We start from the raw sequence: 23,618 nt of genomic DNA, 5'->3' as shown, positions 1-23,618 counted from the left end.
ATGAAAGCAATAAAGCCTGGATACGAGGTAGTTGAGTCTTCTTTTGGAAGCTCTTTCTATTATTCTAAATATTTAATGAATTCCAATAACAAAGCTCATGTATGGCATTACCACGAGGAAATCGAAATGGTTTTTGTAAATGGCGGAGCTGGAAAAAGACAAATCGGGAGTCATATATCTTATTACACCGATGGAGACTTAATATTAATTGGAAGCAATCTCCCACATTGTGGCTTTACTGATTACAATACCGGGAACAAGAATGAAACAGTCATCCAGATGAAACCAGATTTTCTTGGAGCAGGGTTTCTAAGTTTACAAGAAACAAAATGGATGCAAGAACTTTTTGATAAGGCCAGAGGAGGAATTGCTTTTGGAAATGAAATCAAAAAAGTTGTTGGCAAACAGATAGAGAAAATGGAGGGTTTATTACCTTTTGAAAGACTGTTAGCACTATTGGCCATTTTAAAAGAACTTCAAAACTCTGCCGATTATAGAATTTTAAATGCTTCCGGATTTTCACTCGAAACACAGGTTCAGGATAATGATAGAATTAATATGGTTCTCAATTATGTTAAAGATAATTTCAAGACAGCAATAAGTTTAGAAAATGTAGCTGAGATGGCAAGTATGACAGTGCCCTCTTTCTGCAGATATTTTAAGAAAATCACCAAAAAAACGTTTACTGCTTTTGTTAATGAGTACCGTGTTGTACATGCTTCAAAACTTTTGGCTGAAAAACAAAGCAGTATCGCAAATATCTGTTATGAAAGTGGATTTAATAATTTTAGTCATTTCAACAAGTTATTTAAAGAATTTACTGGTAAAACTGCTTCACAATATAGAAAAGAACTAAATTCAGTAATTTATGAAACTGTTTAGTTTTTGAAAATTTTGAATAAATAGCCATACTGCTATATATCCTATACTTGTACTCCCGTTCAATCAAATCTTGATTTAGGTTACGAAATTCCTGAATTCAGTTACCCAGGCTTATTGTGCAGCGATCATCTTTGTAACCACATAAACAAAGAAAGCATATGAACATCGTCATTACAGGTTCGATAGGGCACATCGGAAAACCATTAACACAAGAGCTGGTAAAGAAAGGACATTCAGTTACAGTAATTACCAGTAAAATAGAAAGACAGCCAGAAATAGAAGCATTAGGCGCAAAAGCAGCAATTGGCAGGTTTCAGGATGCCGGGTTTTTGTCGGAAAGTTTCAAGGGAGCAGATATTGTCTACCTCATGGAAGCATGGGAAGGTATAGGTAGCATTTTTGACAAGGATTTTGATTTTGTAGAGGCCTTTAACAAGATCGGCAATAATTATAAAGATGCTATCGCACAGACTGGTGTTAAAAAAGTCGTGCATTTGAGTAGTATTGGTGCGCATACAAACCAAGGGACAGGTAGCCTTTTTCTACATCATAACGTAGAGAATATCTTAAAACAACTACCTGAAGACGTTTCCATTAAATTTATGAGACCACCAGGTTTCTTCACCAATACATTCAGATATCTTCCAGCTATCAAAACAAAAGGTGCCATTTTTAATAGTTATGGTGGTGATCAAAAAGAGCCCTGGGTATCGCCCGTTGATATCGCCTTAACAATTGCTGAAGAAATGGAAAAACCTTTCAATGGCAGAACCGTGCATTACCTCGCAAGCGAAGAGCTTTCACCCAATGAGATTGCTCAGATTATAGGTAACGCCATAGGGAAACCGGATCTGAAATGGATCATTATTGCTGACAAACAAATGCACCGCGAAATGTTAGACGCTGGTATGAACGAGTGGATCGCCAATGGATTTATTAACATGCAAGCGGCACAACGAAATGGGAGCTTATACGAAGACTATAACAAAAACAGGCCTGTCTTTGGTAAAGGAAAACTTGCAGACTATGCAAATGAACTTGCACAAGTATATCATAACCTATAACCCCTTGGTAATACTTACCTTTATAATACTATAAAATCCTGATATGAAGAGAGGCGAGAAAACAGTATACAAATTTGAATCTCTAACGGACTTCCACCGGGTGTTTGGGCTGCAAAAGCCTTTGCACCCGCTGATCAGTTTTATTGATATCGCCAGTATGAAGTACGAAGCGAATGAACTACCTGATTCAATTGTTATGGATTTTTACAAAATTGCCTATAAGACCAGTCTTTGCGGTAAAGCAAAATATGGACAAAACTATTACGACTTTGGCGAAGGAGGTTTAGTATTTACAGCGCCAAACCAAGTATTTGAAGCTCCGGAAGGTAATGCTAAAGCAGGTTATATATTGCTTATTCATCCTGATTTCTTCCTTTCCTATTCTCTTGCAAAGAATATCAGGCGATATGCGTTCTTTTCCTATGCCGCCAATGAAGCGCTGCAGCTATCAGCTCTGGAGCAAACCACAATTATGTCTGTTTTCAAAATTCTTGAAGACGAACTAAACAGTAGAATAGATGATTTTAGTCAGGATGTAATTATCTCTCAGGTGGAGCTGTTATTAAATTATAGCAATCGCTTTTACAAACGTCAATTTATTACCCGTAAAGCTGTACACAACGACTTGCTTCAAAAATTGGAAGCTATTCTCGAAGATTATTTTGATCATGAAAAATCATTGAAACAGGGCATTCCTACGGTACAATATCTTGCAGAACAATTGAATCTGTCAGCTAGTTATTTAGGTGATATGCTGCGTTCTTTAACTGGGCAAAACGCACAACAGCATATCCATCATAAGCTCATGGAAAAAGCGAAAGAACAATTGTCAACTTCTAATTTATCAATAGCAGAAATTGCTTACCAACTTGGATTTGAGCATCCACAGTCCTTTAGTCGTTTGTTTAAAACAAAAACTAACCTTTCACCAATAGAATTCAGGACTTCTTTTAATTAATATCTCTAGCTTAGTACATTAATTTATCCAGGTTAAAAAGTTTGGAAATTTGGAAATATAATCAGCTGCGCCACATTTTGGGCAATTTACATCCAGTAATCCAGAGCGTAATTAATTCAAGAAGTCTGCGTAGCTTCTTTTTTTTATCCTCTTGATAAGGCCCTATAGTAATTCTAATAAATTATAACTTAAAGTTTCTCTTTGGGTAAAACTACGTAAATTCCCCTTTAGGATACAATTATTATCAATTTTCGTTAAATTAGATCATCAAATTCTTAAACGAAATGGCGAAATTTCCAATACCTGAAAACGAAAATGAACGCCTGAAAGCGTTGAAGAATTATGAAATACTCAATTCTTTATCTGAAGAGGAATATGACAGGATCACCGCCATTGCTGCTAACATTTGCGGAGTTCCCATTTCGCTGATTACCCTGCTGGACGAGGACCGTCAATGGTTCAAATCTAAAGTAGGCCTGGAAATCGATCATACTTCCAGAGAACTCGCGTTTTGCCAATACACCATTATGGATAATGGCCTGTTTGAAATTCATGATGCTACACTTGATGAGCGGTTTAAGGATAATGATTTAGTTCTCGGTGAACCACATGTAAGATATTACGCGGGTTACCCGCTGATTGATCCTAAGGGATATAATTTGGGGACGCTCTGTGTGATTGACAGAAAACCTAACGCATTAAATGCACAACAAAAGGAAGCACTTCGTTTACTCAGTGTGGAGGTCATGCAATTGATTACAGATCGCAGATTGAAAGAGGAACTCCGAAATTTTGAGAAGCTTTTTTTATTGTCTAATGACCTGATCTGTATCTCTGGTACAGACGGTTACTTTAAGAAAATAAATCCAGCATTTGAAAATCTATTAGGCTGGCATGAAGATGATATTTTAGGAAAGAATATTTTTGAACTAGTTCATCCAGCAGACCTCCAAATCACTAAAAATGAAATGGAAAAGTTGAAAAAAGGGATTTCGATTGTCAATTTTGAGCATAGACTACGCACTTCAACAGGTACCTATAAAATATTTCAGTGGGTAATTACTCCAGAAAAGAATACCGATAACCTCTTTGCCGTTGGCCGCGATATAAGCAGCATCAAAGCAAATGAAGAAAAACTAGCTGAAAAAGAAGCCAATTTGAGGGCCGTGTTTGAAAATTCCCAGGGATTGATTACTACACACGACCTTGCCGGAAAATTTATTGCTGTTAATGGTGCTGGTGCTGCAATTTTGGGTTACAGCATTCAAGAGATCGAGCAAATGAGCCTATTTGATGTTGTTCCTAAAGAAAGACATGACTATCTAACAGCATATCTGCTTCAAATCGAGCAATCCGGTCATGGCTCCGGACAAATGTTAGTTAGGCATAAAGATGGTTCACTTCGCACATTATTGTTTAATAATGTGCTGGAAAATATAGCTGGGCGGCCTGCCTATGTGATTGCTAATGCGCTGGATATCACGGAACGTAAATCTATGGAGGAACGTTTGGTTCAATTAACCGAAATGCTGGAGCAAACTAATAAAGTGGCAAGAGTGGGAGGATGGCAACTTGATCTTTCCACGCAAAAATTATTTTGGACGACAGTAACCAGGGAGATACATGAGCTTCCTGAGCAATTTGAGCCTGATATGGAAACTGCTGTCCTTTATTATAAAGAGGGAACAGACCGGGACCGGATTTTAAAAGCAGTTGATTTGGCCATTCAAACTGGGGAGGGATGGGCAATAGAAATACAAATTACCACTTTTACAGGTAAAGAAATTTGGGTAAAAGCAATAGGAAACGCTCTTTTCGAGGATGGGATATGTAAAAGATTATATGGGTCTTTCCAGGATATAGACGAGAGAAAGAAAATAGAACTAAGGGCCGAGCGCGCACGGGTGTTACTCAGTTCTTTTGCCGCTCATGCCCCTGCGGCTGTGGCAATGCTTGACAAACACATGAACTATATTGCCGTGAGCAACCGATGGCTGGAAGATTATAATCTTGCAGGACTGGAGATCATTGGAACATCATACTATACTCATTTTCCTTTTATTACAGCGGCTGGCATAGAGCGGCATCAACGTATCTTAAAAGGGGCGATAGAAAGGATGGAAGAAGACCGTTATCTGGGTAAGGGATTTGGCAATCAGGAATTTATCAACTGGGAAATGCGGCCCTGGTCAGAGGCTGATGGTTCCATTGGTGGAATGATCATATTTACTCAGGACATTACTGCTGCGGTTAATCAGAGAAATGAATTGGAACAGGCTAAATTAGCTGCTGAGCAAGCCAGCGTGGCAAAATCAGATTTCCTGTCAAATATGAGCCATGAAATAAGGACTCCTTTAAACGGGGTTATTGGTTTTACAGATCTGGTTTTGAAAACAAAGCTAACAGATACCCAATTACAATATTTATCTATCGTCAATCAATCGGCGACTGCTTTGCTAGGTATTATCAATGATATTCTCGATTTTTCCAAGATAGAAGCAGGTAAACTCGAACTTGACGTTGAGGAGTGTGATATTTATGAGATTAGTGGCCAGGCTACCGATATAATTACCTATCAGGTACAAATGAAAGGCCTGGAAATGCTGCTCAATCTCTCCAATGATTTGCCCAGATTTATTTGGGCTGATTCGATACGTTTAAAACAGATACTGATCAACTTGTTAGGGAATGCCGCAAAGTTTACAGAACAGGGTGAAATTGAACTTAAAATAGATGTTGTAAAGGAGCAGGAAGGCCTGTCCTTGATCCGATTTGCAGTACGAGATACAGGTATTGGAATAAAAGAGGATAAAAAGGACAAGATATTTGAAGCTTTTGCCCAGGAAGACGGGTTCACTACGAAAAAATACGGTGGCACTGGCCTTGGCCTGGCGATTACCAATAAACTCCTGGGGCTGATGAACAGCAAGCTGGAATTGACCAGCACTATTGGAAAAGGAAGCGAATTCTATTTTGAAATCTGGCTGAAATGTGAAAAAGGTGAACCTAAAGAATGGGAAAACATCAGCATGCTCAAAAATGCATTAATTGTTGATGATAATTTAAATAACAGAGTGATCCTGGAACAGATGTTATTGTATAAAGGTATCAATAGCAGACAGGCAAAAAATGGATTTGAAGCTTTGCAGATACTGGCATCAGGTGAAAAGTTCGATATTATTCTAATGGATTATCATATGCCTTATCTGGATGGTCTGGATACGATACGCCAGATCAGGGAAAGTTTCAATGATACAGAAATTTTACAACCCATTGTTTTACTATTCAGTTCTTCGGACGATGAAAAAATTATAAAAGGATGTGAAGAATTGAAAGTAAATTCCCGCCTGGTCAAACCAGTTAAGATGACAGAATTTTATGAGCTGCTATCGCGTATCCAATTAAAGGAAAAAACATCCCCTTTACTATTGAAGGATGATGATCCAATCATAACAACAGCACAACTCAGGATCCTGGTTGCTGATGATAATCCAGTGAATATGATGCTGGCCAAAATCATTATCGAAAGGGCGGCTGTGAATGCGGAGGTCATAGAGGCGAAAAATGGAATTGAGGTTTTAGCGCATTTTAATAAGACCGTACCAGACCTCATTTTAATGGATGTACAAATGCCACAAATGAATGGATATGAGGCAACGGTTGAGATCAGGAAATTGGAGAAAAGTAAGCACAGAACCCCAATTATAGCTTTGACAGCCGGGAATGTAAAGAATGAGCGTGAACGCTGTATTGCTTCAGGAATGGATGATTTTGTAGTTAAGCCTGTAGTGGAGGAGACGATTGTACAAATTCTTAAGAAATGGCTGCATATCAGTGTAATTAATACTATTTCTGAGTCACAGACGGAAAAAAATGAGTTAGCACATTTCGATCCTGATATCTTAAAAAAACATATTGGAGATAATCAGGTGGTTATTGCTGAAATTATCGTCCTGACCAAAATACAACTGGCTGGATCTTTAGCCGTGCTTAGAAAGGCCGTAGAAAAGAATTCACTTGAAGAGGCCTCTGCACAAGGGCACAAAATATATGGTACTGCTGTTTCGGCAGGTTTGCCCAGATTGGCAAAAATAGCAAGGAAAGTGGAAATGATTAAAGATCAACCTGATTTGAATATACTGCTACAGGAGTTAACTGAAGAAATAAATATATTTACTGACTTGTTTTGAGACAATCGGGCAATAGGTGATTAATTTTTTCTGTGTTGCTAAAAAAAGAAAAAAATTAACCACAAATGAAATTCAGATTTTACTATAATTCGTATATTGTTTATTGTTGACTATTATCATATGAACCGCTATAATCCAAAAAGGTTGGCCGATGTTGATCGTTTTCTGAAACTAAATATAAGTAAAGAAAAGGAGCTGCAGGAAATTGTGGAATTTGCTGCTGAGGTCTGTGGATCACCAATTGCCTTGATTACTTTAATGGATGGTGAAACACAATTTGTTAAATTCCATACCGGAGCTGATATTGATCTGGTTGATTATAATGACACTTTCTGCCAATATACCCTTAATTATGGTGACCTGCATATGGTTGAGGATGCCATCAGGGATGACAGGTTTTTAGATAACCCTTTTGTTCAGTCCGGTCCCTATTTAAGATTTTATGCAGGCATGCCGCTGATCAGTGAAAAAGGTAATGCCATTGGTACGCTCTGTGTTTTTGATTTAGAAAGCCATTCATTATCTCACTTTCAGCAAGTGATTTTACGTAGTTTATCTGAGCAAGTTACTAGCTTATTAGAGTTTGATGTAACCCTGCAAATTTTAAAAGAGAAGTATGAAGAGTCAAATGAAAATGCCAGTATTTTGTTAACTTATTTTAATAGCTCTAGTTCTTGCCATTTACTCATGGACAAGAATATGCAGGTAATAGCCTTTAACCAAACTATGGCAAATTTCATAATTGCAAATGATCAGCCCCAAATTGTAGAAGGGATAAGTATAAAAGATTATGTTCCTGCATCCTTTTTGGAAGAGTTTACTGATTACTTCAACAGGGCACTGTCAGGTGAGGTGATTAAAGTAGAGCGCCACCTGGATTATACCCAAGGAATGATCTGCTGGTATATGATCTATGAATCAGCTTTAGATTCCAATGGTGAACTTTTCGGGGTTTCACTCAATGCCACAGACATCACCAGCAGTGTCAGCAATCAAAGGCAACTTAATAACCAGGCTGACGCCATTATTAAGATTAATGACATCCAGGCAAATGATCTTGCCGAGCCGATTGATCAGATCATTCAGGAAGCGGAAGAAATCAAAAAGATTATATCAACGGGCGAAGTGGAAGAATTTCACCTGCTCCAATTGGCTGTTGCAGAATTGAAGGAAAAGAAAGCAAAGATTATAACTGTTACTTAAGAATAATTAATATGCCACTGAGAGAACTTGAAAGTCTGGAAGCTGTTAATAGATATCTTACTTTGGAAATCAGTGTAGCTGATAGATTACAGAAAATTGTAAAAACAGCTGCTGAGATTTGTGGTACACCAACGGCATTGATAGCTCTGATTAGTGAAGATACGCAATATATTAAATTCAATCAGGGCCTTGACTTTAAGCAGATGCCCATGGTAGATGCTTTTTGTAATCATACCATTTCGGAACCTGATTTTTTCGTTGTAGAAGATGCGTTAAACGATGAACGGTTTAGTCATAACCCACTGGTAACCGGGAATCCTAATATCAGATTTTATGCAGGAGTACCATTAACTACAGAAGATGGCTACAATTTGGGGAGTCTTTGTGTAATCGATCAGATTCCAGGGAAAATAGGAGCTGTTAATTTAAAAATGCTTAAGATGCTGGCCAGGCATGTGATTAATTTGTTTGAGTTTGAATCTGGACTGGTATTACTGAAACAACAGTTTATCCAGACAAAACAAACAGAGGTCAAACTTAAATCATTCTTTGAAAGCTCTACCTCCGAACATATTATCATTGACCGGGAGTACATTATCCTGGCTTTTAATAAAAGGTTGAGAGATTTTATTTATAAAGAATATCATATCACTATTGAAAAGGGGATGAAGATTACGGACTTTGTCGGGAAAGTTTATATGCAAGATTTTATAGCCAATTGTAAGCGGGCATTGGCTGGTGAACAGGTGAGGCATGAAAGATTGGTGCAATTTAGAGGTACGTCGATTTGGTGTGATATTGATTACAACCCCGCAAAAAATTCTGATGGAGAAATTATAGGTGTTTCCTATAATTCAACAGATATTACAGATCGTATTGTACAGCAAAATAAGCTGTTAAGTCACCAGGACAGTTTGACGAAAACGGCATTTTTACAATCTCATGAATTACGTAAACCCGTGGCCAATATTAAGGGGATTTTAGCACTGCTTCAAATGGAGGGATACTTCGAAAATTATGGCTCACTACAAAAAATGGAAAAAGCTACCAATGTCCTTGACGAAAGAATTCGCGCTATAGTGGAATGCACGAGAGTTTAATTTTTCAACCTATCACTGTATTCTTTTTTCCCGTAGTAAAAAATAAGAAATCAGGCATCCCATACAGCCTCCCAAGAACATATAATATTCAAAATTCGTTTGATCGATAAGATAACCAATATCTATTTTATCAGGAGTCAAACTGAAGTTTTTTGAAACTCCGGTAAAATATGAACTGAGCATCTGTTTTCTTACAAAAACTGCCAGAACCATACCTATAAGTACTATCATTATACTGGCGCATTTTTTATTTCCCCTGACAATGGGAGCTAATACCCAGGTTACCAATACCAAAATAGGCATCAGGCCAATTGCCAGAGAAAAAGACAATGCTGTCCATAATTCTCTATCAAGGTCTGTAACAACATAAGATACCCCTTCAGCTTTTGGAAGTACTAAAAAGATAAAATTGTCAAAAGTAAAGAATCCCAGAGCAAAAAGAGCGATCGAGAGCAATACTGCGAAAAAAACGGTTTTCCTGGTCTGTTTCATCATGGGTTGCAAACGCTATATGGTATATAAAATACTTATACTACAGATTGATAACAGTTTTTGATCTCCAATGTTTGCTATATTTCTCCCTTTATACAACAAATAGGGGCTGATCAGGCACCGGGAACCACACAAAAGAAGAAGACGCAAATTTGCGAAGACGGTCCAAAAGAGGTGTTTTATGGAGGAAGGAATTTTAAATAGAATTAAAAATAACTTTAAAACCTCAAAAAAGGAGCTTTTTTTATAATTTGCAAGGGTGCTATAATCTTGTTTAACAGCTTATCTATAAGTTTCACTAAATTTTTAAATTATCCTTATTTATGAAAATAGCTTTAGCTTCCCCTCCATTTCCGAAAAATATGAATGAGGGTTTACAGACACTCGAGAAGATGGCTATAGAAGCAGCTGATATGAATGCTGAAATAATCTGTTTTCCAGAATCTTATCTTCCAGGATATCCAGGTATGGGCTATCCAAAAGCAGACCAGACCAGCGCAAACCTGGAGAGGGCATTAAACGAAGTGTGCAGAATTGCGGCTGAGAACTCAATTGCCATAATTGTTCCTATGGATTGGTATATTAATAAACAACTTGTCAACCTGGCTTATGTTGTTTCCGAAAAAGGTGAAATATTAGGTTATCAAACTAAAAACCAACTAGATCCTTCAGAGGACACTATTTGGGTACCGGGTACACATAGATTTATATTTGAAATTAAAGATGTCAAATTTGGTATAACTATATGCCATGAAGGATTTCGTTATCCTGAATCAGTAAGGTGGGCTGCACAAAACGGTGCCCGGATCGTTTTTCATCCTCACTTTTCCGGAAGTAATACGAATGGAGTAAAGCTAACGGAATGGGGCAATAAAAGCAATCCATACTATGAAAAAGCAATGATGATGAGAGCTTTGGAAAATACGATTTATTTTGCCAGCGTTAATTATTCATCCCTTTATCCTGAATCAGCCAGTTCATTAATCGACCCTTCTGGAAATTGTGTACTCCATGAAGTTTATGGGAGATCTGGTATCATTGTTGGAGAAATTGATCCTAATCAAGCAACTGGCCTATTAGCCAAAAGATTTAAAAACGCTTTATACAGTTAATAATTGGGCGGGTTTTTTAAGATCCTGCTTTATTCCTATTGGTTTTAATGCCTCTTGTTCCTCTTCTTGTTTTTTCGCAGCAAAATTGATCCTGCTCGTTTTGGGGTTTGTTAAGAAACTGTTTGCAGAGAGCTTACGTATGTTTAATAAAATTTAGTTCACCATTGTGGGCTTATGATTACTAAACAGGAATTAAGATATGTCAGATAGTATATTAAATACGGGCAATACAGTAAATCGTTTTTTGCATAGGAAGATTGATAGAGAGGACGAACTGCAGCAAATCGTCGAGTTGGCAGCCAATATATGTAATGTACCGATAGCGATGATTACATTTATGGATGATCAGACGCAGCATATCAAATTCAAAGCCGGTACTGATCATAGCGAAATTTCTTTTACTGATACGTTTTGTAAGTATACTGTTATACAAAAAGAACTGTTGATTATTCCCGATACACTGGTAGATGAGCGGGTGAAGAATAATCCGTCTGTAGTTCAGAACCCTCACCTCCGCTTTTATGCAGGGTCACCACTAACTACCCACGATGATTATAATATAGGTACATTATGCGTGTATGATATACAGCCTAAAACACTGACAACCATTGAGCAAAAGATGCTGCACCGGCTTGCCCGCCAGGTTACCCGCTTGCTGGAATTTGATGCCAGCCTGCAGCTCTTGAAAGAACAATATGAATTTTCACGTGTAGAAGAAATTAAGCTCCGCTCTTTCTTTGAAAGTTCAGGTTGCTGCCATTTGCTGCTGGACACTCAACTGCGTGTACTTTCTTTTAACAACGCCATGGTCAATTTGCTCAGGAGCAACTACCAGCTCACCATTGCAGAAGGTATGGAGGTGGATGATTATATTGAAACTGGATTTGTTGAGGAGTTCATCAGGAATTGTAAACGCGCATTAAAGGGAGAAAATGTCAATATTGAAGCCATCATCAATCCATCAAAAGGAAATAACCCATGGCAGCTTATTTTTGAGCCTGCTTTTGATTCGATGGGTGCCATTACAGGTGTTACTTATAGTGCAACTGATATTACACAAATGGTAAGGGATGAAAAAACGGTCTTAGAACAAGGAGAATCTCTTCGTCAGATTGATCGTATACTCTCAGCTGACTTACATCATCCTCTTGAAGTTATCAAAGGCGCAATGTTTAAGATGAAACAGCAAGGCTATCCCGATGGTATCATAGAGTTTGAACTACTTGAAAAAGCATGTAATGAACTTTTGAACAAAGGGAGTTTAATTATTTTATCAGACGAACGCAACATTGGGCATGTGCCTTCCTCATTAAACTCTTCCATATAAGTAATCATTAATTAAACTACGCTTTTCAATGCCATATAATGAATTAAAACGACTGGAGGCGGTAAATAGATTTCTAAAGGTTCAGGTTGATAAACAGGAAGAATTCAAAGAAATTGCCCAGCTAGCTGCAGATATCTGCGGCGTACCCAACGCGCTGATCACGCTAATAGGTCAGGATACAGAATATGTTCTGTTTAATGACCGGTTTATACCCAGCTCTGGCAGGGATCAATCCTTTTGTCATTACGTAGTAGAAAGCGAGCATATAATGATTGTTCCAGATGCGCAACTGGACCCTAATTTTAAAAATTATGCTGCGGTAACAAGAGAGGCCGGTATCCGTTTTTATGCAGGTGCACCGCTAACCACTGATGACGGACAAACACTGGGAAGTTTATGTGTTTTTGATAAAAATCCAGGAGAACTTACCGGAATCCAGACAAAAATGCTGCAAAACTTAGCTAAACAGGTTATCCAGTTGCTGGATTTTGAAAGCAATATTTACTTTTTAAAAGAACAATATGTGAATGCCAAAAAGCTTGAATTGAAAATGAATTCATTTTTTGAAAGCACTAGGAGCAATCACTTATTGCTGGATAAGGATCTGAACATCATTTGCTGTAATAAAGCAGTTAAAGATTTAATCAAGAAGGCTTATAATGTTGAAATTCATCCAGGCATGGATATTAAACAGTTTATTGATCCTGAATATATGGTTCATTTTATGGAGAATTGCAGGCTTACTTTATCAGGAGAAAGTATCAGACTGGAACTTTTACATAATTTTGGCGTATACTCCGGTTGGTTCATATCCAGTTATGATCCAGCCAGAAACAACGACGGTGAAATTATCGGCATATCTTATAATTCCATCGACATTTCCAAAAGAATAGCCTCTCAGCAAACCGCTTTAGCCCAGCAGCGTAAACTCGGCCATATTGCATTTATACAGTCCCACGAATTTCGCAGACCGGTAGCAACAATCAAAGGCATGCTTAATCTGATGGAAATGGATGGATACGATGTGACTTACCCCTTGTTAAAAGTGATCAGAAATAGCGTAAATGAGATAGATGATCGCATAGTCGAAATCGTAAATTTTACAGTTAAAAGCGCTGGATAGTAAACTTTATTCCTTACATGATCGAAATTAATTTCATTTATTTAAATCACCTATCCAATTTCGTTACGCATCTGTTCAAAGTTTTTAAGCAGTTCGTCAATAGCATTCAACTGTTGTTTTTGTTTATAAAACCTGCTCCATATAGAGACTCCTGCAATATAAATCGTAGTGATGGCCAGAGCGGTAAAGGTAAAAAGCAAACTGCCTCTTTTTGTAACTTCTATAATATAACCAACCATAGCAAGCCATAATAATACAGTATACACCCATACATAACTGGTTAGCATTTTTTTTTGCCATTTCAGTTTTCCAATCTGATTATCCAGGTAATCGATGCCCGCTACGTCACGCTGATCTTTCCGGAAGCTGTAACTTTTCCAGCTTAAAACCGCAAAAACAACCATGAGGAAAATGACCGAACCAATGCTTACATCAAAAGGCCAACGGTATTGCTGGTGGTAGGTCAGGTAAACCCAGGCAATTACTGATCCTGCAAGTACGAAGCCGGCGCTCATGAAAAGGTTAGACCTCCGGAGTTTACGCTGATGTTTTTCCAATTTATCTTGTAAAATGGGAGTGATATTATCTGTAGTGTTTTTTTCTATTGACTGTGAAAGCCAGCTATGCTGAAGTTCCTCGAAATTTGTCATTTTTTATCCTCCATTAGGTTAAGTAATCGTTCTTTAATCCGGTTTATTCTTACGCCTGTATTGGTTAAACTTGCACCAGTAATCTCAGCGATTTCTTTATAGCTTTTCTGTTCCAATAAAAGCGAGATGATAAGCCGGTCCTGCGCAGCAAGCTGACTAATACAAAATCTGAGTTTTTCCAGTTTTGCTTCCTGTTCCATCTTTTCCGGAATATATTCGATATCAGGCATTTGATAGGCATCAGGAATGGACAAATGATCATGTCGCTTATTTTGGGAATTGAAACCAATAGCAGTATTGATCGCGATGCGGTAAATCCATGTGCTTACTTTCGATTTTCCTTTGAAACTTTGAATGCTTTTCCAGATCTGATAAAGGATTTCCTGATATAAATCGTCGGCATAAGAAACATTATACAAATAGGCTCTGCAAATCCGATAAATACTCGCATGATTGGCCCTGACTAATTCATTAAAGAATTCCTGCTGATCGCGATTGTTCTGTTGCACAGTGTCTTTTATAATTTAGTGATAAAATTATCCATTTGGTTTAACATCCAGAGTGGCTCATCAAACATTATAAAATGCCTGGCGTCGTTGCTTACCTGAATGGTACAGGTTTTACATTTCGCATACTGCTTTTGGAATACTCCGCTAACATAAGAGCGGGTAAAACCAATATATTTCGGAGATTTTTTAAAAGCAGCCAGTACCAGTACCGGGACATTTATTGATGCAATTTTGTCCTGAATGTCATCACTCATCATTTCAGTAAAAGTATAGGCCATTGTTTTCCGGTCAGATTGCGCTCCCCAGGTCGCGATCGTTTCCCATCTTGTTGAATCCGCACATAAGCTTTTGGCAACGTTTAACTGGTAGGCTTTGAGTTTTGCGTCGCTCATCTCATTGTATTGCGCCAGAAGTTTTATTGCCTGGCTTTCCTTAAAACTCCTTTGAGCAGCAGGATTAATTGCCGCCGCGTAAAAAGGCATTGCATCGATTACAACAACCTGGCTCAATCCATCTTTCATTTCAGCTGCAATATTGAGTGCAAGAAAGCCACCAATGGAATGGCCAACGAGAATGACATTTTTAAGTTTTCGGGTTTTGATGTAATCCATTAAGGCCAATTTGAACTTGCTTAGATACGGACCTTCAATCATTGGAGGAACACCAGCATATCCAGCAAGTGTGAAAACGTGACACTCAAATTTTTTATTGTAATGCGCTACTGCACTTTGCCACTCTTCACCACTACAGGTTGCGCCAGGTATAAATAACATCGGTTGCCCTTTACCACTTACCTGTACTTTAAAAGGTTCATTCGAAACACTTGCATATGCAGAAATGGCCACATTTAAAATCAGGGTGAAAACTAAAATTGCTTTTTTCATATTCGGTTCTTTTCTTCATTAGTAAGCCATTCTTTTAATTTCTTACAACAAAATTTAAATTTTATGAAAATGGTATCTGTCTGAATGGTAAAGGGAAACAACGTTGCGCAAATTTGGTCTTCATCCAATTTTCGGACAAGCTAATTCAAAACTGCAAAATGGATATATAGAACGTTTTAATTGCAGCTTCAGGAAAAGTATCCTGGATGCCTGTTTATTTGATGATATAACACAGGTGATGATTCAGATTATTTTTTGCCTAAAATTTCCGTTTTATGGAATGAAAGTGTCTGGTATTTATAGTCAATTCTCCATAAAAACAAACCCCGTCTTCTGAGTCTATCAAAAAGCGGGGTTTTGGAATAAGGTGCGAGCTTCTACTTAGGGTTGGGGAGTGCCGTAGCCCTTGCTGACGTTCAAATCCCTTATAATATTATATAACTCAACCATTGATCCGTTCTGCATTATCCAGTCCATTACGATCTGCAGCATTTCTTCTGCGTCACTTATGTAGCCCATACGGCCATCGGCTCCACGAATTCCTTTTTTATCAATCCGCTTACCCCGAGTCAAAAAGGTGTTTTTTTCTTCGTAGATATAGTTTCTGGCTATTTTATGGAACTTTCCTTTTGGCAGATTACTAATTAACAACCGTTGTATGCCTTTGTAATAGAGATCAAATTTCTGTTCTGGATTTTCGGTGTTGAGTATACTGAAGTCTTTGATTTCCGGCTGCGTCTTGGTCTCACCATCGATAGTAAATACAAGCTGCTCACCCTTAACTTCATCAGTTTTAGCTAGTATTCTGAGTTTTTCTTCTTCCTTGGCTAATTCCGCCTTAGACTTTTTGCCGGTATTCACGTTTTTTTTTGCCATAGTTAGATGTTGAAAATATAGTCATTTAAATATTTAATGGTGTCGTCGATACTATCCTTATCAAAAGTATTGACGTTAAGTTCCCGAAGTGCATTTTTTATGTCGGGTTGATAGTTAGCGTACTTTGCCCAATAGCCACCTTTTCCCTCCGCTTCAATGTCAAAGCAATAATAGCTATAGATCAATGAAGGGTGAACCTGATTTTGTTTTGCGAATTCCTTAACCACGACTGGACTATCAATATAAGCCCTTATATATTTGACTTTTTCTTTGCCAAATAGATACTCCCGGGAAAAGTCGTTTGCCTGGTCTTCCTGTAAAAGGAATAAATCTGGCTCTCCAGTCAGGTGAAATGTTTGTTTTTCAATTTCTTCCATGTCATACAACACATGGTATAACTCGTGCATGAGTGCAAACCAGATGCTGGCGTAGCGTTGATTTAGGTCAGTAAGTACTATACTTGGTTTTCCGTTAATCACAAAAGTAGCTCCCCGCACTTGGGTAGTTGGTAAGTGCGGCTGGTAGATTACGGTTACCCCGGCGTTAAACAAAGCCTGACTAACGGTCTTTAAACCTGATTCAACATTCATTGTATAAGGCCTGATTTTGGGAATCAAGTCAATTAATGCCTCGCGGCTAAAGGAGTTTGGGTTGTTAATCTTTTCAAAATGTGAATATGCGGAACGTACCCAGAATTCTTTCATCAAGAGGTTTGCACTTCTTTTTGTTTTACTGAAAGCCGGTATATAACTTTTTGTTGCGTATTCGTAAATTGAGTTAAGCCCGAAATAATTAACGATCCTTTTTTCAATTTCATTAAAATCACTCTTTGATTTGATAAAGCCGGATTTATGAAGGTTTTTGACGTCAAAATTCGAAACGATAAAACTTTTCCTTTTTGCATCTTCCAGCTCGCCAACGATATCATGTGAGGCCTCCTTGAGGTAGATTTTAAATAAGGCATCTGTATTCAATCCTAAAAACTGTCCTAGTTTGAGCAAACTCACAACATCTACTCTTTTTGCAGATCTATCCAATATACCTTCAAGTGTTCTTTTTTGCATTGACAGTAATTTTTCTGCCTGGTTGGTCGTCAATCCATATTGTTGAAGCTTGGTCTCGAAAAGTGCTTTTAAACTGTCTGTTTCTCCAATCCAAGGATCTACAGGGTTGAGGAGCTTATAAAATTCGTTAATAAAACCTTGATCATTCATATATGTAAAATTACACAACAAACATAAGCATTAAATAACTTAAGAAACAAATGTTATGTAAATTTACATAACATTTGTTGTTGCGTGACTGATCAATCTATTTACTATATTATTTTAAATGGTGCCTAATTATTTTTAACCAATCTGACACGATAAACCGGGGCTGTATCCCTTCCCGAAACCGAAAGAAATTTTATTCTTACCTGTTGTTTACCTTTTAGCATTGCTGCTGGAATAAGGTATTCTTCATGATAAAAACCATGTTTCCTTGTCTCATCAATATGATCAACTACTTTAAGCTTCTGATCATCAACATAAATCTCAAACTTTTTCCCGGCTACTGTGGCAAACTGGTACCTGACATTAAGTGATAAATCAGTAAGTCCCTGAGTGGACATGTTATAACTGAAATATCCTCCGTTATTGGCATCCCGCCAGAATTCATCAGCATTGCTACCGGTACGGGAGTTTTCCTGACGTAAGGCATGATCAACTTCTGGTTGCTGTTCGCCTGGTGCTACAAAATCCACAGTTCTTTGATCCAGCTTCAGTTTCTCGCCTTCTATTTTTGCAACTGAATCCAGGTAATTAACATACTGTGCCGGAGTTAACCTCATCCAATAGGCCATATACCGGGCATCGTGAATACGATAAAAAGGCTCGAGCACCAATGTCTCTGAATTTATAATTTTTTCATTGGCGAATGCAAAAGTCATCGGACGCCCGGCTACAGGGACGATCTTTCCCGGAATTGCTGATGTGTTATCCTCAATAATGATAGGTGCTTTGTCAACAGGAAGCTTCTCGCCACTAGCAATATGCCCCCAACGGCTATCGTCCGCAACCAATCCTTTCAATCGTTCCGTTGCTGTTTTTGCAGCCAGCATGATAGGACCATGCATAATGGCAACATACTCCGGAACGTTTGGCATTTGCTCGATTGTAGTTTGCATTGGCATGATTACCTTGATCACATCCCCTTTTTTCCATTTTCGCTGAATGCCGATGTAGGAGGAAGGAAGTTTTTTATAGGGTGTTGTTTTACCATTAATCAGAATTTGCATAGTACCTTCTTTTACCCACGATGGGTGCCTCAGCATCAATGTGAAATTTGCAGATCCTGCTGTAATGGTCAGTGTAGACTGCTCTTCGTCAGGAAAAGAAGTCTCTTGTTTTAACGCTATATTTTTCTCCTTCCAGTTTAATTTTGAAGCGATAAACAAATTTAAATACAATGAATCTTTGGTATGCGTATAGATAAACTCGTTATACTTTCCATGATTCTCCATGCCACTTCCTACACAACACCACATGGCCTCATTTGGCGCAGAATAAACCCTGTAATGCCTTGGTCTTACCGGCGTAAAATAAACGTATCCTCCATGCTCAGGATGTTGAGTCGATAAAATATGGTTGTATAATGCACGCTCATAAAAATCGGCATACTTTGCATCGGGCTGTTCCCTGAATAAGCCCTCTGTAAGTTTAAGCATATTGTAGGTATTACAGGATTCAGGTCCTTCCACATCATTCACAAAATCTGCACTGGCTGCTGTACTCGGAAAAAACTCACGTCTGCTGTTCCCACCAAATGCAAGCGTACGGTTGCTGGTGACTGTTTCCCAGAAAAAATTACTGGATTTCGTATATTGGTCATCGTGGCTCAGTTCAGCTATGCGTTGAAATCCAATAGCTTTTGGCACCTGTGTGTTGGCATGCTTGTTATCCAGATTATCCTGGCCCGCTGCCATTGGGGTTAAGAGCTGGTTATGGGAAAAACGCTTTGCAGCAACCAGATACTTTTTGTCGCCGGTGATTTGATAGGCATCTGCCAATTCTTCGTTCATTCCCCCATGCTCTGTATCAAGCATAGCTTGCATTTGCTTTTCAGATAGTGCTGATGTTACCTCAATTGCCCAATCACAAAACTTCAAAAATACGTCTTTCGCATCCTGATTACCTCCATACAACCAAGCATCCCTTAATCCCGCATACATCTTGTGTACATTGTACCATGGAACCCAGGCAGTACGGTAAGCTTTAAAATCTCCTTTTTTAAATGCCGGCCATATTTCACGGCTATTGGGAACTCCACCTGCATAACCAACACCCCAGTCAGGATAAGCAATGCCGTTCTTGATCTGACAAGCTTTGAGTGCTGCAACCATGTAGTCCATTCTGCGTTTGCACTCGGCATTCCTTGTAGATGCGTAATTAAGCGCCATGGCGGTTAAATAGTGACCCCCGATATGTCCATCTAATCCTTCCCAGTTTTTATAGCTTGCTTTCTTCACAGGAATACCAGCTTCTTTCAGGTATGGCGCTAACATACGATCTACATCGTATTCCAGCAGTGTTTTAATATTAAGATCCCTGGCTTTTATAAAAGGTCCGTTCGTCAAACTAACCTGATCCAACGGAAATGTATTTGGATAGAGCTTTTCCTGCGCATTTATTTGTACAGAGAAAAAACATATTGCGATTGCGATTTTGCAGACCCTGGTACTCAAAGAATAATTACTCATTGTTTTTTATAGTTTAACAGATATAGGGTGAATCATATTCATGTTACTTGATGGCCTGGCTATCTGTAACATTATATTTAGAAAAGGTAGAAGGATCTACCGGCTTAAACAACAGCTGAGAAAATAGATATAATCCGTTTTTCCATACTTTAAAATCATGAAATCCAGGTTCAATAAAATAAATGTGCGGAACATCAGTTTTTACCAGATAATCGTGGGTACGTTTGCTATTTACGATCAGATTATCACTGGCACCACACGAAATAAACAATAGCTTCAGCATTTCTTTTGCCTTTTTTGGATCAGGCACCAATTGTTCTGGTGATTTTGTATTAGGAGCTGATGAAAATCCGCCAACCCAGGCAAATTTATCAAGATTACCTAAACCAAAATTTAAAGATTGCCCTCCGCCCATTGATAATCCGGCGATGGCACGGTGTTCCCTGTCTGAATACACATGAAAATTCTTTTCTACAAATGGGATCAGGTCATTGAGCAGATCTTTTTCAAAAGTAGAAAATGCTTCGATCTTATCTCGCGACATCACGTTGCCGGTAGCACGATCGTCTTTCATGGCACGTCCGTTAGGCATCACAACAATCATCGGTTCCAGTTTGCCAGCCGCATACAAATTGTCTAATATAACCTGGGGCTTACCTCCGTTTAACCATTCTTTTTCATCTCCTCCAATACCATGAAGCAGATATAAAACAGGATATTTCTTGTTTTTTGAATACCCAGGCGGGGTATAGGTTATGGCTTTTCTGTTGACACCGACAGTTTTAGAATAGTAACTTATGGTATCTATTTGACCATGTGCTATGGAAGTGCTTGCTACATCAAAACCCGGAGCAGCTGATGCCACGATTCCCTGAGAGAAAATAGGGGTGCTGCACAAGAAAGAAGCACCGACCAGCAATACTTCTCTAATGCGTAAATGTCTGGTTAATTTAATCATATTTGGTTTTATTGGTTACTTATTTATAGTCAATTAATGCCTGAAATTCCTTCCAGGCCATTAACTATTTAACTTTGGCTACAATCTACAATTCATATGGGTTTTTGCCCAGGATAATTTACTACTTATTTATTAAATTTCCACTAGTAAAAATTAAATAATTCGGCTCCTGTTCCTTTAAATATAAAATACAGGTCATGTTACCCCCTTTAATTTTATTTATTTTACAAGAAAGGAGCTTCCATTTTTTAGACCGCCAGTAATTTAATATTTAAATTAGCCAGTAAGCTTCCCTTTGGGCTATCAGGAAGGCAATTGATAAGGGTAACTAAAGACTTTGTTTGAATAATTGATCTAATAATACCATCACTTTTTTATCTTCAGCTTTACCATATAATTTAGATCCAATAGCATTCAAGTGACTATTGTCATAATATAGACAAGTCCCATTACAGAACGGAAAATCCTTTAATTTAAAGAGCTTACTATTCCTCAAATCTAGAAAATGAACATTAGGATATTTTTTCTTGATCATGAATAGCCTTTTATAATCATCTTTATCATATAGCGCATTGAAAGAATTAATTACAGGCAACCCTAAATATTTAAATCGTTGATATTTAATTGGATTTCCAGAAAAATGAGGGACGTCTGAAACAATTATAAGCTGTTGATTTTTGGAGATTTTTTTGAAAAAATTTTCAAGACTTTTAATCTCTTCCTGGCCTTTATCTTTCCAAAGCCCTGCAATAACAATAATTTTAGACTTATTAATAATAGGCTTTAATATCTTCTGCTGTTTATTCCAGTTATCAATTTGGAGTATAGAGCTTTGAGTGCTCTTTATATCGAATGTAGGGATGTTAATAAATGTATCGTACGTGATACTTCTAAATTTAAAATTGTGGGCTTTACCTATGACATCAAAAAAAGGATTGAGATGTAATGCATGGCTATCACCAATTAAAAGTAATTCTTTAGCACTACTTGTATCTCCGCGGATAATAATTCTATCTCCTTTACTGTGGTTTTCTAGTCCTAATGCATTTGGTGATGTGACTTCATCTGTAGTAATAAATATTTTGCTATTAATAGATTTTGATAAAAAGCCTAATGAAATCAGACAAATAACGGGTGGTATGAAAAATATAAAGAATTTCCTGTTTTCTTTTAAATCCTTAAAAGGAGTTTCGATGAACCTGTAAGATAGCCATGAAAGGCATGCAATAGCTGTTAACGCAAATATTGTCAGATTTAAATTTAGAATATAACTATCTGAATAGTATCTAAGAAAAGCAAGTACTGGCCAATGCCATAAATAAATTGAATAGGATAGTTCTCCAATATATACTATTGGTTTTGCAGAAATGATCTTGTTAAACCAGCTTCCACATGATATTAGAATAAATAAGCTTCCAACACAAGGTATTAAAGATAAAAAACCAGGAAAATCTGAGGCCTCACTGATAAAAATAAAGCTGAAGACTATTGCTGTAATACCTGTCAAACTTAAAATATTACGCATTCTAATTGACGTTTTTTCCTCTAATCTCCATAAAATCGCTACAGATCCTAAAAGAAATTCCGGGATTCTGGCTAATAAAGAAAAATACATTCCTTGCTTGTCCCCAAGCCGGATTTTATAGGCTGCATATGCAGTAAGTAATATAATTATAATTGGAAAAATGTACTTATTAAATCTTCCAGGTAAGAAAATCAAAACAATAGGTAGCATCAAATAAAATTGCATTTCTACAGACAATGTCCAGGTATGCAATAGCGGCGTTTGTTCGGCCCTGGCACCAAAATAGTCATTAATTGCAACAGGTAGATAATTGTTGCTGTTAAATATGATGGAATTTGCTAAAATACTTCTGAAATTCGAAAAGTCTTTACCTATAAATAATATTGTGGTACAGACTGTAACAAACAACAGTAAAAACAAATAAGCAGGGACAATTCTTTTAATTCTGTTGAGGTAGAATTTTTTAAAACGGAAGGTATTGTTCTCTTTTTGTTTTATAATAATTGATGTGATCAAATATCCAGAAATCACAAAAAAAATATCTACTCCAATAAAACCACCTGGTAATAAAAATTTATTAAAATGAAAAATAACTACTGATATAACAGCTATCGCTCTGATTGATTGAATATCAATTCTGTATATTCCTTTTTGATTCATTATTATGAGAGAGGGTATATGACTTGCTTATAAATAAATTGAATACGCGTGATCTGTCATTATTGATTTTAAATCAGTGATTTAATTAAGCGGATTTTGTTAAATATAAAGAATAATTACTCTCTATTGTTAGGAGGACAATGCATTAATTATCTAATAGAAACCGTCAGATAAACAATGTATTAGGTATGTAAAAACTAAACAGATGAAACCTCGGCAATAACACTTTTATCATGTGCTAACGCTGATTCTTGTAATAGACTTTATATCAGGTAATTAAGGGGCGTATTATTGATAATAATCCAAAAAGAAGTCATGGTTATTCCGAAATCAGCACAGATGAAAATTTCAATGTATCTGACTTTG

Annotated in this window: 18 protein-coding genes; 9 read left to right on the top strand and 9 right to left on the bottom strand. The window is 37.4% G+C overall.

Annotated features, from left to right (window positions below):
• From AY601_RS09060 to AY601_RS09035, 6 genes are all read left to right on the top strand, one after another.
• The gene (locus tag AY601_RS09060; RefSeq protein ID WP_068399548.1) at window positions 1-882 is read left to right on the top strand and encodes an AraC family transcriptional regulator; all 882 of its coding nucleotides are present in this window, start codon (window positions 1-3) and stop codon (window positions 880-882) included.
• 158 nt (window positions 883-1,040) lie between these two features.
• Window positions 1,041-1,946 (top strand): NmrA family NAD(P)-binding protein, encoded by a 906-nt coding sequence (locus AY601_RS09055; RefSeq protein ID WP_068399545.1) that lies wholly within the window; start codon window positions 1,041-1,043, stop codon window positions 1,944-1,946.
• A gap of 43 nt (window positions 1,947-1,989) precedes the next feature.
• On the top strand, window positions 1,990-2,904 hold the full coding sequence (locus AY601_RS09050) for a helix-turn-helix domain-containing protein (RefSeq protein ID WP_068399542.1): 915 nt from the start codon (window positions 1,990-1,992) through the stop codon (window positions 2,902-2,904).
• Window positions 2,905-3,188: 284 nt separating this feature from the next.
• Window positions 3,189-7,094, top strand: coding sequence for a PAS domain S-box protein (locus AY601_RS09045; RefSeq protein ID WP_068399539.1), 3,906 nt, complete (start codon window positions 3,189-3,191; stop codon window positions 7,092-7,094).
• A 120-nt stretch (window positions 7,095-7,214) separates the two neighbouring features.
• A complete protein-coding gene (locus tag AY601_RS09040; protein WP_068399537.1) occupies window positions 7,215-8,297 on the top strand; it encodes a GAF domain-containing protein in 1,083 nt (360 codons plus the stop codon).
• A gap of 11 nt (window positions 8,298-8,308) precedes the next feature.
• A complete protein-coding gene (locus AY601_RS09035) occupies window positions 8,309-9,397 on the top strand; it encodes a GAF domain-containing protein (protein WP_068399534.1) in 1,089 nt (362 codons plus the stop codon).
• Between the two features lie 12 nt (window positions 9,398-9,409).
• Here AY601_RS09035 and AY601_RS09030 read toward each other — a convergent pair whose 3' ends face one another.
• Complete coding sequence (locus AY601_RS09030; protein ID WP_157287800.1) at window positions 9,410-9,892, bottom strand: hypothetical protein; 483 nt, start codon at window positions 9,890-9,892, stop codon at window positions 9,410-9,412.
• A gap of 320 nt (window positions 9,893-10,212) precedes the next feature.
• Here AY601_RS09030 and AY601_RS09025 point away from each other — a divergent pair, with 320 nt between their 5' ends.
• The 3 genes from AY601_RS09025 to AY601_RS09015 all read left to right on the top strand — a co-directional run bounded on the left by AY601_RS09025 (window position 10,213) and on the right by AY601_RS09015 (window position 13,451).
• Window positions 10,213-11,001: a carbon-nitrogen hydrolase family protein gene (locus AY601_RS09025; RefSeq protein WP_068399527.1), complete on the top strand. Its 789-nt coding sequence runs from the start codon at window positions 10,213-10,215 to the stop codon at window positions 10,999-11,001.
• Window positions 11,002-11,200: 199 nt separating this feature from the next.
• Window positions 11,201-12,328 (top strand): GAF domain-containing protein, encoded by a 1,128-nt coding sequence (locus AY601_RS09020; protein ID WP_068399524.1) that lies wholly within the window; start codon window positions 11,201-11,203, stop codon window positions 12,326-12,328.
• A gap of 28 nt (window positions 12,329-12,356) precedes the next feature.
• On the top strand, window positions 12,357-13,451 hold the full coding sequence (locus tag AY601_RS09015) for a GAF domain-containing protein (RefSeq protein ID WP_068399522.1): 1,095 nt from the start codon (window positions 12,357-12,359) through the stop codon (window positions 13,449-13,451).
• 50 nt (window positions 13,452-13,501) lie between these two features.
• Here the strand turns inward: AY601_RS09015 and AY601_RS09010 are convergent, their stop codons facing one another.
• From AY601_RS09010 to AY601_RS08975, 8 genes are all read right to left on the bottom strand, one after another.
• The gene (locus tag AY601_RS09010; RefSeq protein ID WP_068399520.1) at window positions 13,502-14,101 is read right to left on the bottom strand and encodes a hypothetical protein; all 600 of its coding nucleotides are present in this window, start codon (window positions 14,099-14,101) and stop codon (window positions 13,502-13,504) included.
• Window positions 14,098-14,610 carry an RNA polymerase sigma factor gene (locus AY601_RS09005; protein WP_068399515.1) on the bottom strand — a complete coding sequence of 171 codons (513 nt, stop codon included), beginning with the start codon at window positions 14,608-14,610 and terminating at the stop codon, window positions 14,098-14,100. Before AY601_RS09005 ends, AY601_RS09010 begins: the two co-directional genes overlap by 4 nt.
• Window positions 14,611-14,618: 8 nt before the next feature.
• A complete protein-coding gene (locus AY601_RS09000; RefSeq protein ID WP_068399512.1) occupies window positions 14,619-15,494 on the bottom strand; it encodes an alpha/beta fold hydrolase in 876 nt (291 codons plus the stop codon).
• A 381-nt stretch (window positions 15,495-15,875) separates the two neighbouring features.
• Complete coding sequence (locus AY601_RS08995; protein ID WP_068399509.1) at window positions 15,876-16,370, bottom strand: hypothetical protein; 495 nt, start codon at window positions 16,368-16,370, stop codon at window positions 15,876-15,878.
• Window positions 16,371-16,372: 2 nt separating this feature from the next.
• Window positions 16,373-17,584 carry an ImmA/IrrE family metallo-endopeptidase gene (locus tag AY601_RS08990; protein WP_068399506.1) on the bottom strand — a complete coding sequence of 404 codons (1,212 nt, stop codon included), beginning with the start codon at window positions 17,582-17,584 and terminating at the stop codon, window positions 16,373-16,375.
• A gap of 125 nt (window positions 17,585-17,709) precedes the next feature.
• The gene (locus AY601_RS08985; protein WP_068399503.1) at window positions 17,710-20,109 is read right to left on the bottom strand and encodes a glycoside hydrolase family 127 protein; all 2,400 of its coding nucleotides are present in this window, start codon (window positions 20,107-20,109) and stop codon (window positions 17,710-17,712) included.
• A gap of 43 nt (window positions 20,110-20,152) precedes the next feature.
• Window positions 20,153-21,067: an alpha/beta hydrolase gene (locus tag AY601_RS08980; protein ID WP_084359173.1), complete on the bottom strand. Its 915-nt coding sequence runs from the start codon at window positions 21,065-21,067 to the stop codon at window positions 20,153-20,155.
• A 328-nt stretch (window positions 21,068-21,395) separates the two neighbouring features.
• Complete coding sequence (locus AY601_RS08975) at window positions 21,396-23,252, bottom strand: acyltransferase family protein (RefSeq protein WP_068399500.1); 1,857 nt, start codon at window positions 23,250-23,252, stop codon at window positions 21,396-21,398.
• Window positions 23,253-23,618 lie beyond the last annotated feature (366 nt).

It is taken from the genome of Pedobacter cryoconitis, assembly GCF_001590605.1.
In the GTDB taxonomy this organism is placed as follows: Bacteria; Bacteroidota; Bacteroidia; order Sphingobacteriales; family Sphingobacteriaceae; genus Pedobacter; species Pedobacter cryoconitis_A.
Note: the sequence above shows the minus strand (reverse complement) of the source record. Positions and strands in the feature narration are given on the sequence as shown.

Excerpts from the sequence above, each read along its gene's own strand:
- AY601_RS08975 (WP_068399500.1), bottom strand. The coding sequence starts at position 23,252 with ATGAATCAAAAAGGAATATACAGAATTGATATTCAATCAATCAGAGCG.
- AY601_RS09015 (WP_068399522.1), top strand. The coding sequence starts at position 12,357 with ATGCCATATAATGAATTAAAACGACTGGAGGCGGTAAATAGATTTCTA.
- AY601_RS09030 (WP_157287800.1), bottom strand. The coding sequence starts at position 9,892 with ATGATGAAACAGACCAGGAAAACCGTTTTTTTCGCAGTATTGCTCTCG.
- AY601_RS08990 (WP_068399506.1), bottom strand. The coding sequence starts at position 17,584 with ATGAATGATCAAGGTTTTATTAACGAATTTTATAAGCTCCTCAACCCT.
- AY601_RS09045 (WP_068399539.1), top strand. The coding sequence starts at position 3,189 with ATGGCGAAATTTCCAATACCTGAAAACGAAAATGAACGCCTGAAAGCG.
- AY601_RS09050 (WP_068399542.1), top strand. The coding sequence starts at position 1,990 with ATGAAGAGAGGCGAGAAAACAGTATACAAATTTGAATCTCTAACGGAC.
- AY601_RS09000 (WP_068399512.1), bottom strand. The coding sequence starts at position 15,494 with ATGAAAAAAGCAATTTTAGTTTTCACCCTGATTTTAAATGTGGCCATT.
- AY601_RS08995 (WP_068399509.1), bottom strand. The coding sequence starts at position 16,370 with ATGGCAAAAAAAAACGTGAATACCGGCAAAAAGTCTAAGGCGGAATTA.
- AY601_RS09020 (WP_068399524.1), top strand. The coding sequence starts at position 11,201 with ATGTCAGATAGTATATTAAATACGGGCAATACAGTAAATCGTTTTTTG.
- AY601_RS09055 (WP_068399545.1), top strand. The coding sequence starts at position 1,041 with ATGAACATCGTCATTACAGGTTCGATAGGGCACATCGGAAAACCATTA.
- AY601_RS08980 (WP_084359173.1), bottom strand. The coding sequence starts at position 21,067 with ATGATTAAATTAACCAGACATTTACGCATTAGAGAAGTATTGCTGGTC.
- AY601_RS09010 (WP_068399520.1), bottom strand. The coding sequence starts at position 14,101 with ATGACAAATTTCGAGGAACTTCAGCATAGCTGGCTTTCACAGTCAATA.
- AY601_RS09060 (WP_068399548.1), top strand. The coding sequence starts at position 1 with ATGAAAGCAATAAAGCCTGGATACGAGGTAGTTGAGTCTTCTTTTGGA.
- AY601_RS08985 (WP_068399503.1), bottom strand. The coding sequence starts at position 20,109 with ATGAGTAATTATTCTTTGAGTACCAGGGTCTGCAAAATCGCAATCGCA.
- AY601_RS09025 (WP_068399527.1), top strand. The coding sequence starts at position 10,213 with ATGAAAATAGCTTTAGCTTCCCCTCCATTTCCGAAAAATATGAATGAG.
- AY601_RS09040 (WP_068399537.1), top strand. The coding sequence starts at position 7,215 with ATGAACCGCTATAATCCAAAAAGGTTGGCCGATGTTGATCGTTTTCTG.
- AY601_RS09035 (WP_068399534.1), top strand. The coding sequence starts at position 8,309 with ATGCCACTGAGAGAACTTGAAAGTCTGGAAGCTGTTAATAGATATCTT.